The organism is Tenacibaculum salmonis (assembly GCF_041053065.1).
Lineage (GTDB): Bacteria > Bacteroidota > Bacteroidia > Flavobacteriales > Flavobacteriaceae > Polaribacter > Polaribacter pacificus_A.
Map to the genome: position 1 here is coordinate 1,595,432 of NZ_JBFCVV010000001.1, position 15,712 is coordinate 1,611,143.

A 15,712-nucleotide genomic window follows, 5' to 3' on the forward strand; every position below is an offset into this window, starting at 1 on the left:
TATCTTTTCCTTAACAAATAATTACAGAACTTAGCAAACTATAATAACATTCTAAATAATTTATTATTCATGAAAAAAATATATAAAATACTGTTAACCATATTTGTTACTTTGTTAATGATACTAATTTTAACACCGTTTTTATTTCAAGATAAAATTATTAATCTGGTTAAAAAAACAGTTAATAATAACATTACTGCTCAGTTAGATTTTTCAGATGCAAATCTTAGTTTATTAAGAGATTTCCCGAATGCATCTTTACAACTTTCTGATGTTTCAATTATCAACGGAAAACCTTTTAAAGGAGACACTTTGTTATTTGCTAAAGAAATTAACTTAGAATTAAAACTTACCGAGTTATTCAAAAAAACTTCAGAACAACTTAACATTCAATCTTTTTCTATTGATGATGCAGACCTTACTATTTTAGTAAACGAAATAGGAATTGCAAATTATGATATTGCAAAACCTTCGGATGTCAAAACTGAAAATACGGATGAAACTCCTTCTAATTTTGGGCTTTCTATCAATTCGTATGCAATTAATAATGCGTTGATAAAATATCATGATAAAAAAGGAAAGTTAAAAGTACAATTAACTGATTTTAATCATAACGGAAGTGGCGATTTTTCTCAAACTAATTCAGAATTAAACACAAGTACATCAACATTAGTTTCTTTTGAAATGGATGGTGCTTCATATGCTAAAAATCAAAAAATAACTTTAGATGCTCTTTTAGGAATGGACTTAGTTAATAGCAAATTTTCATTCTTAAAAAACGAAGCTAAACTTAATAATTTACCTTTAATATTTAATGGTTACGTTCAAATAAATGAGAATAATCAAGAAATAGACCTTAGTTTCAAAACACCTTCATCAGACTTTAAAAACTTTTTAGGGTTAGTACCTGAAACATATACTAAAAGTATTGAAAATGTAAAAACAAGTGGTGATTTTAGTGTTGCAGGAACTGTTAAAGGACTTGTTACAAACAATACAATTCCGCTTTTAGATATCAGTCTTAAATCGAACAATGCTTCATTTAAATATCCTTATTTACCTAAAACTGTACGTGATATTAATATCGATGTACAATTAAAAAACACAAGCGGTTATCTTGATAAAACCTTTATTGATATTAACAAGTTATCTTTTAAAATTGATGAAGATGTTTTTTCTGGTAGCGGAAAAGCTTACAATATTACAACTAACCCAACTATTGATGCTAAATTAAATGGAACTTTAAATTTAGCAAACATCAATAAAGCATATCCTGTTGATTTAGAAAATGAATTACAAGGGGTTTTAAAAGCTAATTTACATACTAAGTTCGATTTAAAAGCAATTGAAAATAACACCTTAAATCGTATTAAAAACAATGGAAATATTGAACTAAACGATTTTGTGTACGCATCTAAAGACATTGCTAATCCTATTAGTATCAAAAGTACCAAAGTAAGTTTTACTCCTACTGAAATCACCTTAAATAAATTTAATGCAACTACTGGTAAAAGTGATTTAAATGCTACTGGAAATATTCAAAATTTATTAGGGTTTTTACTTGCTGATAAAAAATTACAAGGAACTTTCAACTTAAAATCGAATGCTTTTCATATTAGTGACTTCATGCAAGAAAGCACTGATGATAATCAAAAAGAAGAAGAAAATACTACTCAAGAAGAACAACCTACTACGGCTTTAAAAATTCCTGCTTTTTTAGATTGTAAAATTTTAGCAGATGCAAAAACAGTTTATTACGACAACTTAACATTAAAAAACGTAAAAGGAACTTTATTAATAAAAGATGAAAAAGCAATTTTACAAAATGTAAATGCGAATATGTTTAAAGGTCAAATTTCTTTTAATGGTGAAGTAAATACCAAAGAAAAAACACCTGTTTTCAACATGAATTTAGGAATGAAATCTTTTGATATTTCAGAATCTTTTAACGGTTTAGATTTATTAAAATCGATTAGCCCAATTGCAACCGCTTTAAACGGAAAATTAAATTCTGACATTAATTTATCAGGGAATTTAAACAGTGATTTTACTCCTGATTTATCATCTGTTTCAGGAAAAGCTTTAGCGGAATTATTAAGTACTAAAATTGAACCTAAAAACAGTAAAGCTTTAAGTTTATTAAACAATAAATTATCTTTTATCGATTTAAGTAAATTAGATTTATCAGATATTAAAACAAAATTATCTTTTGATAAAGGACAGGTATCTGTAAAACCATTTAAATTGAAATACAAAGACATCAATATAAATGTTGGCGGAAGTCATAGTTTTGATCAAAAGATGAATTATAACGTAACTTTAGATGTGCCTGCTAAATATTTAGGAAGCGAAGTTCAAGGACTACTTTCTAAAGTAAGTACAAAAGACCAAAATACAACTGTACCTGTTACTGCTAATATTACAGGAAATATGAAAAATCCTTCTGTAAAAACAGATTTATCATCATCAGTAACTAAATTGAGTCAAAAATTAATTCAACAGCAAAAAGACAATTTAATTAACAATGCAATTGGTAAAATATCAGGAAATAAAACTGGAAATGCCGTTAATACTATTAATAATTTATTAGGTAATAAAAAAACAGACTCAACCAAAACCACCACCACTAAAACAGAAAAAACAACAGAAACTGTTAAAAAAGTAAAAGATGTTTTAGGCGGATTATTTGGAAAAAAGAAGAAATAATAAAACATTGACTTTAGATCTTAAACACTCTAAATAAAATATTTAACAGGTTTTAACAGTTAGTTGAAACCTGTTTTTTTTATGTTTGTAGTAAAAAACATGAAAAGATTAATTATACTATTATTTGTAGTATTTACTAATATCGCTATTGCTCAAATTAAAGGAAAAGTTATCGATACAAATAATCAACCTTTATCTTTTGTTAGTATTTATTTAGAAAATACAATTACAGGAACTACCACAAATAATAATGGTGATTATGAATTATCAGTAAATAAAAAAGGAGAATACACCGTTATTTTTCAACTTTTAGGATACAAAACAATTAAGAAAAATATTACAATTACCAAGTTTCCTTTTATTTTAAATACTTCACTTTCTGAAGAAGAAGTTACTTTAGATGAAGTTTTAATTTCATCCGAAGAAAATCCTGCAAATAAAATTATTCGAAATGTAATTGCATCTAAAAAGAAAAATACAGCTAAATTTTCTCAATACACAGCCGATTTTTATTCTCGTGGATTATTTAAAGTAAAAAATCTTCCCAAAAAATTTCTAGGTAATAAAATTGATGATATGGGCGGTGGTTTAGATTCTACAAGAAGTGGAATTGTGTATCTTTCTGAAACTATTTCTAAAATTTCATATCAGAAAAAGCCAACAAATTTTAAAGAACATATTATTGCTTCTAAAGTTTCGGGAAGTAATAACGGAATTAGTTTTAATCAAGCTAAAGAAGTTGATTTTAACTTTTATAAAAACTCCTTTAATTTAGCAGATGCTCAAATGATTTCGCCAATTGCAAACGAAGCATTTAATTATTACAAGTATCAATTAACTGGAAGTTTTTATGATAAAAACGAAAAATTAATCAGTAAAATAAAATTACTTCCAAAAAGAAAAAACGACCGTGTTTTTAGCGGATTTATTTATATATCCGAAGACGATTGGGCTATTTACGGAACTGATGTTTTCGTTACAGGTGCACAAGCAAATACACCTATGATTGATACTTTACTCATCAAACAAAGTTATAATTATTCGTTAAAAAACAAAGTTTGGATTCCTGTTACACAAACAATCGATTTTAAAGCTGGTATCTTTGGGTTTAATTTTAATGGTCGTTTTTCGGCAGCATATTCAAATTATAATTTCGCACCTAATTTCACTAAAAAATCATTTAGTAATGAAGTTTTATCTTTTGCGAAAAACGCCACCGAAAAAGATAGTTTATATTGGAATAAAATTCGTCCAGTTACTTTAACATCCGAAGAAAATGCAGATTATAAATTAAAAGACAGCATTAAAACTGTCCGAAATTCTAAAAAATATTTAGATTCTACAGATACAAAAGATAATAAATTTAATCTTATAAATATTATTTCAGGATATTCTTATCATAATACCTACGATAAATGGAATATCGATATCTCTTCTCCTATTGAAGATTTAAACTTTAACACGGTACAAGGTTGGAACTCATCAATTGGAATTAAATATTCGAAATCAGTTAATAAAAAAGGAGAACAGTTTAATATTGGTACAAAAATAAATTATGGTTTTTCTGATAAAAAAGCACGACCAACAGCAAACTTTTTTTACAAATGGAATAATACAAATAAACCTATTTTAACTGCTTCAGTAGGTATTACTACTTCTCAATTTAATGCCCAAAAACCTATTTCAAAGTTTTGGAATACTATAAGTTCGGTTTTATTTGAAAGAAATTACCTTAAAATTTATGAGAAAACATTTACTAAAATTGCTTTTTCAGAAGAAATAAATAATGGTATTCGTTTATATTCTTCCTTAGAATATGCAGATAGAAAACCTTTATTTAATACAAGTGATTATGTGATGTTTTCTAATAAAAATGTTAATTATACAGCTAACAATCCGCAAGAACCTGCAAATTTCACAAGTTCATTTACACCGCATCATATCTGGTCATTTAAGTTAGGAGCAAATATTAATTTCGAACAAAAATATATGTCATATCCTGATGGAAAATACAATGTAGGAACTAATAAATATCCTACTTTATTTGTCGGATATACTAAAAATTTTGGTTCAGGAAATACTACATTAAATTCTGATATGTTCTATTCTCAATTAACTCAAAAAATTAATTTAAGTAATTGGGGAGAATTTAAATATAAAGCTAAAGGGGGCGTATTTTTAAAGAAAAAAGACATTCCGTTTATTGATTATGTTCATTTTAATGGAAATCGTTTGTTAATTGCTCCAAAAGATAATTATTTAGATAACTTTTATATGCTACCTTATTATCAATTAAGTACTAATGATAAATATGGAGAACTACATGGAGAATATAATTTTAAAGGTGCTTTGCTAAGTAAAATTCCATTAATTAATAAATTAAATCTTCATTTAGTTACTGGTGTAAAAGGATTATTTACAGCTGAAAACAAACCTTATTCTGAATTTGCTGTTGGTTTGGATAACATCGGTTTTGGGAAGTGGCGTTTTTTACGTGTCGATTTTGCTAAGTCTAATTTTAACGGAAAAGCTGAAAATAGAATAGTTTTCGGAATTAAATTGTAAATTAGACTTTTAATCTACTTATAGAGGTTATAAGCGAAAAATCCTCAAATACTAATATGAACATAACTGTACTACTTTTTGGTATCGCTACAGATTTAATAGGAAGTTCTTCTTTAGAAGTAACACTTCCTATTAATTGTAGTGTCAGCCATTTTAAAGAATTACTTGTAAAACAACACACTGAACTAAAAAGCATGAGCTCATTTGCTGTAGCTATCAACGAAAGTTACGCTAAAGATGATATTATCATCAAAGAAAACAGTATAATAGCTATTATTCCACCTGTTAGTGGTGGGTAGTAATAATATGGTAATATATTTACCTTTTAAAAGATAAATATATTACCATATTATTCTTAAAAACTACTAATATTACGCTTTTAAATACTTTCCAACAAAAAAAGTCCCGAAAGGTAAAATTGATAATATGCTAACAATTCCGAAAGTTTTAGCACTCCAATTTAATTCGAATTTTAACATAATTGCTATAATTATATAGGCTACAAATAATACTCCATGAGGCATTCCTAGCATTTTTACATACTCAGCATTTCCTTGAAGATACTTAATAGGCACTGCTATAAAAAGTAATAATATGTAAGAAATCCCTTCTAATAAACTTACAATTTTAAATATATTTATCATTTTTCTGTGTGTTTAAAAATTAGTTAATAATGATATTGAAATATTGCGTCCTGGAGCTGAAATTCCTGAAGCAAATTCTTTATAATGAGTGTCAAATAAATTACTAAACTGCGTTTGTATTGAAATATTTTTATTCAACGTATATTTAGCATATAAACCAACAGTCATCCAACTTGGCGTTCCGTAATATTTATCAATATCGTTTGTTATATTTTGATTGATAACTGGTGTTTGTTGATGATTATCAATACCTTCTTCTAAATTATAATCTGAAATATCTTTTTTTGCATTAAAGATAAAATTAGCACCACTTTCAAATTTTTTATTAGCATAATTCAATTCAAAACGACCAAATAATGACGGAATTGATGACAATGGCAAAGTAGTATCATAAGCCTTCCCTTTTGTATAAGTAAAAGAACCTGATGTTTTCCAATGTTTAGAAAATTCACCTTGATAACTGACCGTTACACCTGTTATATAAGCCGTTCTTTTATTCACATTTGCTACAGTAATACTTTCTTCTCCTTCATAAGGAATTGTAGGGCTACCGTTTAACATAAAAGCTTCTCGATAAATATAATTATTCAATAAAGTATAATACACATTTGCTCCTATTTGAAATTTTTTATTATTAAAATATTTTTGAGCACCAATTTCAACATTATAAGCATGCTCTGGTTTTAAGCTAATATTTGGTACGGTTACTTCGCCATTTTTTTCTCTAACTTTACCTACATCATCAATATTCGGCGAACGAAATCCCGATGATAATACAGCATTTAATTGCCAATTTTCAAAAGGTTTATAAACATAACCCGCAGTTGCAGTTAATGCGGTATTGTTCAAACTAATATTATTGTTTGGTAATTTTATAAATGTTTCATCTATCCAACGAGCATCTAACTGTGTATTTGTTAATCGAATTCCTGTATTTAAAGTTGAATTTGACGTAATATCTTGGCGATAATCTAAATACATTGCAGTACTAAAATAACTGCTTCCTCCGTCAGGATAACGAGATTGTACTATAAAATCAGCATCAAAACCTGTTATTTCTCCATTAACGATATTTAGTGTTTTTCCATAAGCTTCTGATGTTACATCATTATATGCAACTTCTAAACCGTAACCTAAATCACGTTTTTCTGCTAAAGGGATTGTAAAATCAGCATTAGCACTATAAACTTGTACATTTTCATTTCTATAAGATCGCTCTAAACTTCCAAATTTTCTTTGGATACGGCTCTCTTCAATATTTTGATACGCTACAGTAATTGTTCCTTTTTCTAACCATTTTTTATTCGGATTGATATCTAACTGAGAAGAAATTAACAACCTATTTTGTGGTCCGTAATACCATTCTGCAAATTTTAAATCACCATCTTTTAACTCTGTCAACTTATCAAATCTTGGTATATCTGATGATGTTGAGTATTGAATATTAAACTTTAAATCGGTATTTTTTGATAAAGGAATAAATAGTTTCTGTAAAAAATCAGTTTGACTAAATCCTGTATTTTTCTGCAAATTTACATCCTTATTTTTCTTCGGATTTTCAGTATAGTTTCCATTTAAATTATCTGAATAAAAAAACACTTTTCCCCAATCATTAAAGCCATGAGTTCTATTTTTACCCATTTTTAAATCGCCAAAACTACTATGTGATATACTTGTTAAAGATGCCCATTTTTTAAATTGTAATTCTGCAGATATCGAATTCGTTACTTCATTATTTATCGAACTATATCGTAAAAAATTACTTCCTGTAATCATATTTTTATTCGACAGTTTTGGTGTTTTCGTATAATAATGAATCACACCACCAAGCGCATCAGAACCATAAATAACTGATGAAGGACCAAAAACTACTTCGGTTCGTTCTAATAAATTTGGATTTACTGTAATTGAATTTTGTAAATGTCCTTTTCTATAAATTGCATTATTCATTCGTACGCCATCAACAACCAATAAAACACGATTACTTTCCATCCCTCTAAGTACAGGACTTCCACCTCCAAATTGTGATTTTTGCACTTTAATTCCAGGAATACTTGCTAATAAATCTGCTGATGTTTGTGGTGATACTTTTTGAATATCTTGTAAAGAAACAACAGCAACTTGTTCTGCTATTCTATTAGTTTTTTCTTTATTTTTAAATACAGAAACAACAACTTCGTCTAATTGTTCCGAATATTTTGATAAATAAACCTGATATTTATTTTTTTTTAAAGTTGATTTTTTTTCTTGATAATCAGCATAAGCTACATGTGAAAAAACAATAACTTCATCTTCTTTAAATTTAAAAACATTTACAAATCCATCAATATTACTAACTTCGGCTATTGTTTTATTTTTATTAAATACAGCAACTCCATCAATTTTTTTACCAGTTTTAGCATCAATTAAAGTAAGCTTTTGCGAAAAAACAAAAGTGATTGTAAAGAAAAAAATTAAGGTTATAATTTGCTTCATAGATCAACTAAACACGGTTTCTAAAATATCTAATGATTTTGGCTTTTTAAAACCTTCCAAATGTAATTCAAAATATCTAATTATAGCTCTAAGGATTATTTGCCTTTCGCTTTTATGATAGGAAATAGTATGTATTTCATCTAAATTTAAACCTAATAATTTTTTAAAGAGAATTAATTCAGTTCCTGTAAGTAATAATTTTTCATAAGTTGCATCTGTAAATTGTCCTTCAAGTAAGCTAAAAGCAGGTTTATGAGCTTTAGAAACATCTGGATAAAAACCTAAATATCTTGATAAATTCAACAAAAAAAGTAAGTGAAAATTAGCAACAGTATTATGAGTATCTAACCAAATTAAACTTGTTTCAATATACTCATATAACACTTCATTTTTTTCTTCTTCTTTAATAATACTTGAAAGTATTTCTGATAAAAAAAGTACAATAGATTGCTTTATTACCGAAGTATAAATATTTTCATAAGGATGAATAACTTGCGCTTCTTTTATCGAATTTAATGCACTTTTATTGTTGTGATTTGCTTCAATAATTAACTGTGTAAGTGGTTGAAAATAGGCTTTTTTAAGTTTCCCTTTTCTCGATTTTAACACGCCTCTTATCATATACGAACGAATTCCGTCTTCAAAAGTAAAACACTTTACAATTAAACTAGTATCTCCGTATTTAAACGCACTAATAACAATTGCTTTTGTTGTAATTAATGCCATTAAATTAAAAGTTTAAAAATGAATAAGAACAATATATCTTCAAAGATATTTAATAATATCAACAAAAATGATACATTCGTACAAATATGATTTAACTTCTTATAAATTTTATGATGACTTTTGAAATTGAACGTAAATTCTTAGTAAATTCCGATACTTATAAACAAGTAGCTTATCAAAAAAACTATATAAAACAAGGCTTTTTAAACTCTAAAAAAGAACGTGTTGTCCGAGTTCGAATAAAAGATGACAGCGGTTTTTTAACTATTAAAGGCGCATCAAACAAAAGCGGAACGACTCGGTTTGAATGGGAAAAAGAGATTCCTTTAAAAGAAGCTCAAGATTTATTCAATTTATGCGAAAAAGGAATTATTGAAAAATATCGTTATTTAGTAAAATCAAATAATCATATATATGAAGTCGATGATTTTTTAGGTGATAATAAAGGTTTAGTAGTTGCCGAAATAGAATTATCCGAAGAAAATGAACTTTTTGAAAAACCAAATTGGCTAGGAAAAGAAGTTACAGGAACAGTAAAATATTATAATTCGAATTTAAGTAAACTTCCATTTTCTAAGTGGTAAAATTACACATATTTATAAATTGCCCAAAAATGACTAAAACTTCCTAAAAGCACAAAAACATGAAAAATAGCATGATTATAAGGCACTTTTTTAATCGAATATAAAATAGCGCCTACCGTATAAAAAACGCCTCCTGCAATTAAATAAAATAAGCCGTTATATGGTAAGTTTTCTATTAATGGATTTATTAAAAAGATAACTTGCCAGCCCATTATCAAATATAAAGCTGTTGATAATTTATCATATTTCCCTGTAAAAAAAAGCTTTAAAACAACACCTATTAAGGCAAATAACCATACAAAAACAAACAAATACCAGCCTGTTTTTTCCGGCAATACTACCAAACAAAACGGCGTATAACTTCCTGCAATTAACACGTAAATTGCAGCATGATCAAAAATATTAAGCCTTCGGCGGATTTTAGCGTTTTTAGCTGCATGATAAAAAGTTGAAGCGGCATATAAAAGAATCAAGCTACAACCAAAAATACTAAAACTAGCAACTTCCCAAAACCCTTGATAACTTACCGATTTTAAAATTAAAAAAGGCAACGCTATTATTGATAATAACAAACCAAAACCATGCGTTAAAACATTTAATTTCTCTTCGGTATTCCTATAATTATGATTTAATTTCTCGCTCATTACTTGGTCTGTTAGTATCTTTCATATATCGTTTATCGTTTAATAATTCGTTCTCTAACAAATCAAAAGCTTGTTTATTTAAAACTTTTCTATCTTTCAATACTAAACCTTCAACCTGTATAAACGGTAATTGTTTTACTCTAAAAACCCCTGGATGTCCTTTAAAAATATTCCAAGAAAATAAGCGTTTTGCATCAAAATATACTTGTGGTACAATTGGCATTTCATATTGTATCGCTAAATTAAACGCACCATTCATAAAAGGAGCTAAAACAACATCTTCGGTAGGAACTAATCCTTCAGGATAAATGGCAATGCTCAAGCCTGTATCTAATCTTTTTTTTATGCGACCATATACTTCTCTTCTACTTTTTGGATCTTTTCTATCAACAGTAATCACAGCTTTTTTATAGAAAAAACCAAACAATGGTAATTTTGTTAATTCAATTTTACCTACAAATAAAATAGGATTTTTGCTAGATGCAATCATTATCCAAGGATCTAATAATGAAGTATGATTTGCTATAAATATGTAACTTTTATCAGGATTTAATTTTTCTTGTCTTTCAAATTTGAGCCTAAAACCCATTCCGTAAATTAAGAAAAATGACCAAGCTCTCATCAATTTCCAAAAAGAACCGTAATATTTTTCATCGGATAAAAGAACCAATACAAAAGGAGATATAATAACCACTGAAACAATCATCAGAAGATAAAACCAGATTCGCCAAATTAATCGAAAAGGAAAAAGTATGTATTTCATATATGCGAATGTAGTAATTTCTTTTGTTTGAACAATTTTAAGCTTATTTTTGCTAGTATACAAGTCGTATTAGCAATCGTTATGATTGCTTACATAATTTTTCAAAACAACCATATGTCAAGAATTTTAACAGGAGTACAAAGTACAGGAACTCCGCACTTAGGTAACTTATTAGGTGCCATTTTACCAGCTATTGAAATGGCGAACGATGCTAAAAATGAATCTTATATTTTTATTGCAGATATGCACTCGTTAACCCAAATTAAAGATGGAAACGAATTAAGAGAAAACACTTACAGTGTTGCTGCTACTTGGCTTGCCTGTGGAATTGACATCAACAAAACTGTTTTTTATCGTCAAAGTGATATTCCTCAAGTAACAGAATTATCTTGGTATTTGAGTTGTTATTTTCCGTATCAACGTTTAACATTGGCACATGGTTTTAAAGATAAATCTGACCGTTTATCAGACGTAAATAGTGGTTTATTTACATATCCGATGTTAATGGCTGCCGATATTTTATTATACGATGCTGAAATTGTTCCCGTAGGAAAAGACCAATTACAACATTTAGAAATGGCTCGTGATGTAGCTAGTAGAATAAACAATACTGTTGGCGAAACTTTAGTTTTACCTCAAGGAAAAACTAATGAAAACACCAAATTAGTTCCTGGTACTGATGGTGAAAAAATGAGTAAATCAAGAAATAATTTCATCAATATTTTCTTAGCAGATAAAAAATTACGCAAGCAAATAATGGGAATTCAAACGGATAGTAAAGCCCTTGAAGAACCTAAAAACCCTGATACAGATAATGTTTTTGCTATTTATAAATTATTAGCTTCGGATGCTCAAATCACTGAAATGCGTGCTAATTATGAAGGTGGAAATTATGGTTACGGTCATGCAAAACAAGCATTATACGAACTAATTATTGAAGAGTTTGCTGAAGTTCGTGCAAAATATGCACACTATATGGAAAACAGAAATGAAATAGATGAAGCATTAGCAATTGGTGCCGAAAAAGCTCGAACTGTAGCTACTGATGTTTTACAAAGAGTTCGTAAAAAAATAGGATATTAATTTTACTATCTCAAAGTAATAGTTTTAAATCTATTATCATAAACTAAAAAAGCCTTGAATTTCTTCAAGGCTTTTTTTATAAAGTAAAATGTTATAATTATTTTACTAATTTTATTTCTACACGTCTGTTTTCTGCTCTTCCTGTTCTTGTTTTGTTTGTTGAAATCGGATTGTTTTCACCATAACCTACAGAGGTTAATCTATCAGCTTTAATTCCTGCTATTTTCACTAAATAATCTAAAACTGCTTTAGCTCTTTTATCAGAAAAACGTTGATTCGTTACTGCTGAACCTACACTATCTGTATGTCCTTCAATGTTAAATTTTGCAGTAGCATATTCTTGCATAATTTTAGCCATTAAATCTAATTTTGATGTAACTCCTTGTTTAAAAGTTGTTTTACCTGAGTTAAAATAAATAGCTCTTGCAAATTCATCTAATTTAGCTTTTGCTTCTTTAGTAATTACTACCTCAGGACATCCTTGCCTTTCTAATAAACCTACTACATTTGGACATTTATCATCTTTATCAGCAACACCATCTTTATCTGTATCAGCCCATGGACAACCTTTATTTTCTATAGGTCCTGCAACTTCTTTACAAACATCTTTATCATCAGAAATTCCATCTTTATCAGTATCAGGACAACCATTATTTTCAGGTGTTCCTGCTAATTCTGGGCAAGTATCATCTTTATCTAAAACTGTATCGCCATCTGTATCTTTCCAAGGACAACCTTTATTTTCAGGTATTCCTGCTTTGTTTGGACAAGCATCATCTTTATCTAAAACACTATCGCCATCTGTATCTTTCCAAGGGCAACCATCATTTTCAATAGGACCTTCCTGCTTAGGACATTCGTCTAATTTATCAAAAATACCATCTTTGTCTTTATCTTTTAATTTTCCTTGATAAATAGGGATTTTTAAACCGATATATACATCTGCAGCTTTAGATTCTTTTGAAATTAAATTTGATAAAACAGATCCAGAACCAACAAATAAAGGACCTGCACGAAGTCCTGCTCCCCATGAAAAACTACTGTATTTATTAATTCCGATAGGAGAATAAAAACTAAACCATTTTGATTCAAATCGTGGTGTTAACGTAAGACTACTTGCAATACTATTGGCATTTTCTGTAACTTTTCTTAAACTTGCATCATAGTTTAAGTTTACATAAAATTTATTATTAATATTATAATCTACCGCAGTATGTAAAGCTGTTGGAAGCGAAATACGAATATCTTCTATTGTGTTTGATTCTGTATAAATATTTTCTAAAACAGCCTCTAAATCATCATAACTATTAAAAGTATCTTCATTAATATTAAATCCTAATAAATTATAATTATTGTTTTCTGATGCTTTATAAGATATTCCTCCTATATCAGTAACCGATAATGAAACTTTTAATTTATATTTATTTTTATCTTTAAAATTAAGTGATTTTCCACTTTTATTACTTGTTTCATAACTTTTATAATCAGGTCTCCATTCATATACAAAACCAAAATCAGCACCAAAACTAGTAGCGCCATCAACAATTTCAAAATCTGCTGAATCATCAATTAAATTACTACTTCTTGAATAAGATACTGACCCTTCTGAATCAATAGATCCAGTAGTTTGCCCATTTGGTAAAACAGTTCCATCTAAATCATAGTCAAAATTAACATTATTACCTTGAGCACTATAAAATCCTAAACCTTGAAGATACTTTAATGATAAACCTCCTTTTAAAAAGTGTTGTTCATTATTCAGTAGTACCTTTGCATAAGAAATACCTACTTCTGCCCAAGCGTGAGCATTTCCACTGAAGTCTCCTTCATTAATATTAAAGTCTTTATTTTGATCAAAATCATTACTCAATTCATCAAAAAGTTCACCATTTACTTCAGCTATATTTACAACCGATCGTGCTCTAGTAAAAATAGCTATCGAATTATTTTTATTGATGTTAAACATAAATGAAGGTCCCATAACATCTATATTAGCAAACAAATTATTATTATTTGTTGGTGATTTGACAGTATGTTTATCTTCATCAAAATTATTGCTACCTATTTTACCAAAATCAACAGCAAAATAATCATTACCTACAAATGAACTTGCTGATACCATATTGATATCGGTTTTAAAACGAGAATCTACAATATTTGCAGGATTAAAAATTACACTGTGTACACCATTATAGTTATCAGAATGAAAACCAACATAAGATTGTGCTTTCATAACTAAACTACTAAATAAAAGAAATCCGAATAGTCCTATTTTTTTCATTTTTATTTTAAATTTTGAAGCAAAAATATACATTATATTTCAATCACACCTTTATTAATAGAATTCTAAACTAGAAAAATTTACTAGAATAAAAAAAAATCCGAAGTAATAATTACTTCGGATTTTTTCATCTATTAAAACTGTAATTATTAAGGCGCAGGATTCGGAATTAAAGCATGAACAGCTTCAATTTCGATTAAAATTTCTTCGGATAAATCAATATTAATAGAATTGATATTTTCTTTTAACTGAGGCATTTTCGTAGCTCCAATAATATTACTTGTTACAAAAGGTAATTGATTAATATATGCTAATGATAATTCAGCAAGTGTTAAACCATGTTTCTCTGCAATTTTAAAATATTCTGAAACTGCTTTTAATGAACCTTCATTCATATAACGTGCTATAAACCTTGGAAATAATGTTCCTCGTGCGCCTTCAGGAAGATTTCCTTCTAAATATTTTCCTGATAAAACACCTTGTGCTAATGGCGAATATGCCAATAAACCGATATTTTCACGCATAGAAACCTCGCTCATTCCAACTTCATAACCTCTATGAATTAACGAATACGAATTTTGAATTGTACTCATTTTTGGTAAATTATGTTGCTCAGAGGTTTGCAAATATTTCATTGTTCCCCAAGGAGTTTCATTTGATAAACCGATATGTTTTATCTTTCCTTGTTTTACTAAATCATTTAAAGTTTCTAAAATTTCTAAATGATTTTCAGCTTCTTTTGCCGATGTTTTATACGGATAATCACGCACTCCAAAACAATTTACGCCACGAGAAGGCCAATGTAATTGATACAAATCTAAATAATCGGTTTGCAAACGACCTAAACTTCCTTCAACGGCATCAATAATATTTTGTTTTGTAAATCCGCTAGTACGAATATGTTTGGTATAATCGCCACCACCAGCAATTTTACTTGCTAACACTACCTTATCACGATTTCCTGTTTTTTTAAACCAAGAACCTATAATTTTTTCCGTTGCTCCGTAAGTTTCAGGAGTTGCAGGAACTGAATATAATTCGGCAGTATCAAAAAAATTTACACCTTGCTCTAAAGCATAATCCATTTGTTCGTGTCCATCAGTTTCTGTGTTCTGATTTCCCCAAGTCATTGTTCCTAAACAAATTTTAGAAACCTTGATATCTGTATTTGGTAGTGTTGTATATTTCATTTTATCAATTTGATTAATATTAATATTTTTTAGCTACACTTAAAAGATAGC

At 28.2% G+C, this 15,712-nt stretch carries 12 protein-coding genes; 5 read left to right on the forward strand and 7 right to left on the reverse strand.

The window, feature by feature from the left end; all coding sequences use genetic code 11:
- Nucleotides 1-69 precede the first annotated feature (69 nt).
- The 3 genes from AB0T67_RS06955 to AB0T67_RS06965 all read left to right on the forward strand — a co-directional run bounded on the left by AB0T67_RS06955 (nt 70) and on the right by AB0T67_RS06965 (nt 5,570).
- Nucleotides 70-2,706 (forward strand): AsmA-like C-terminal region-containing protein, encoded by a 2,637-nt coding sequence (locus tag AB0T67_RS06955; RefSeq protein WP_369219710.1) that lies wholly within the window; start codon nt 70-72, stop codon nt 2,704-2,706.
- A 99-nt stretch (nt 2,707-2,805) separates the two neighbouring features.
- Nucleotides 2,806-5,271, forward strand: a complete 2,466-nt coding sequence (locus AB0T67_RS06960) for a DUF5686 family protein (protein ID WP_369219711.1) — start codon at nt 2,806-2,808, stop codon at nt 5,269-5,271.
- A gap of 56 nt (nt 5,272-5,327) precedes the next feature.
- The gene (locus tag AB0T67_RS06965) at nt 5,328-5,570 is read left to right on the forward strand and encodes a MoaD/ThiS family protein (RefSeq protein WP_369219712.1); all 243 of its coding nucleotides are present in this window, start codon (nt 5,328-5,330) and stop codon (nt 5,568-5,570) included.
- A gap of 72 nt (nt 5,571-5,642) precedes the next feature.
- Here AB0T67_RS06965 and AB0T67_RS06970 read toward each other — a convergent pair whose 3' ends face one another.
- From AB0T67_RS06970 to recO, 3 genes are read right to left on the reverse strand one after another with little or no spacing between them, the layout of a single operon-like run.
- Nucleotides 5,643-5,915: a DUF3817 domain-containing protein gene (locus tag AB0T67_RS06970; RefSeq protein ID WP_271231188.1), complete on the reverse strand. Its 273-nt coding sequence runs from the start codon at nt 5,913-5,915 to the stop codon at nt 5,643-5,645.
- Between the two features lie 12 nt (nt 5,916-5,927).
- Entirely contained in the window at nt 5,928-8,390 is a 2,463-nt protein-coding gene (locus AB0T67_RS06975) for a TonB-dependent receptor plug domain-containing protein (RefSeq protein ID WP_369219713.1), read from the reverse strand.
- Nucleotides 8,391-8,393: 3 nt separating this feature from the next.
- Nucleotides 8,394-9,116: a DNA repair protein RecO gene (gene recO / locus AB0T67_RS06980; RefSeq protein ID WP_369219714.1), complete on the reverse strand. Its 723-nt coding sequence runs from the start codon at nt 9,114-9,116 to the stop codon at nt 8,394-8,396.
- A gap of 113 nt (nt 9,117-9,229) precedes the next feature.
- Between recO and AB0T67_RS06985 the strand changes: the two genes are divergently transcribed.
- Nucleotides 9,230-9,700 (forward strand): CYTH domain-containing protein, encoded by a 471-nt coding sequence (locus AB0T67_RS06985; protein ID WP_369220497.1) that lies wholly within the window; start codon nt 9,230-9,232, stop codon nt 9,698-9,700.
- Nucleotides 9,701-9,702: 2 nt separating this feature from the next.
- On the opposite strand, the gene trhA is transcribed toward AB0T67_RS06985, so the two are convergent.
- Nucleotides 9,703-10,344, reverse strand: coding sequence for a PAQR family membrane homeostasis protein TrhA (trhA, locus tag AB0T67_RS06990; protein ID WP_369219715.1), 642 nt, complete (start codon nt 10,342-10,344; stop codon nt 9,703-9,705).
- Nucleotides 10,322-11,107 carry a lysophospholipid acyltransferase family protein gene (locus AB0T67_RS06995; protein ID WP_369219716.1) on the reverse strand — a complete coding sequence of 262 codons (786 nt, stop codon included), beginning with the start codon at nt 11,105-11,107 and terminating at the stop codon, nt 10,322-10,324. Before AB0T67_RS06995 ends, trhA begins: the two co-directional genes overlap by 23 nt.
- A 114-nt stretch (nt 11,108-11,221) precedes the next feature.
- On the opposite strand from AB0T67_RS06995, the gene trpS reads away from it, so the two are divergent.
- Entirely contained in the window at nt 11,222-12,190 is a 969-nt protein-coding gene (gene trpS / locus AB0T67_RS07000) for a tryptophan--tRNA ligase (protein ID WP_369219717.1), read from the forward strand.
- A gap of 97 nt (nt 12,191-12,287) precedes the next feature.
- Here trpS and AB0T67_RS07005 read toward each other — a convergent pair whose 3' ends face one another.
- Nucleotides 12,288-14,471, reverse strand: a complete 2,184-nt coding sequence (locus AB0T67_RS07005; RefSeq protein WP_369219718.1) for a DUF5723 family protein — start codon at nt 14,469-14,471, stop codon at nt 12,288-12,290.
- A 149-nt stretch (nt 14,472-14,620) separates the two neighbouring features.
- The gene (locus AB0T67_RS07010; RefSeq protein WP_369219719.1) at nt 14,621-15,661 is read right to left on the reverse strand and encodes an NADP(H)-dependent aldo-keto reductase; all 1,041 of its coding nucleotides are present in this window, start codon (nt 15,659-15,661) and stop codon (nt 14,621-14,623) included.
- Nucleotides 15,662-15,712: the final 51 nt, after the last annotated feature.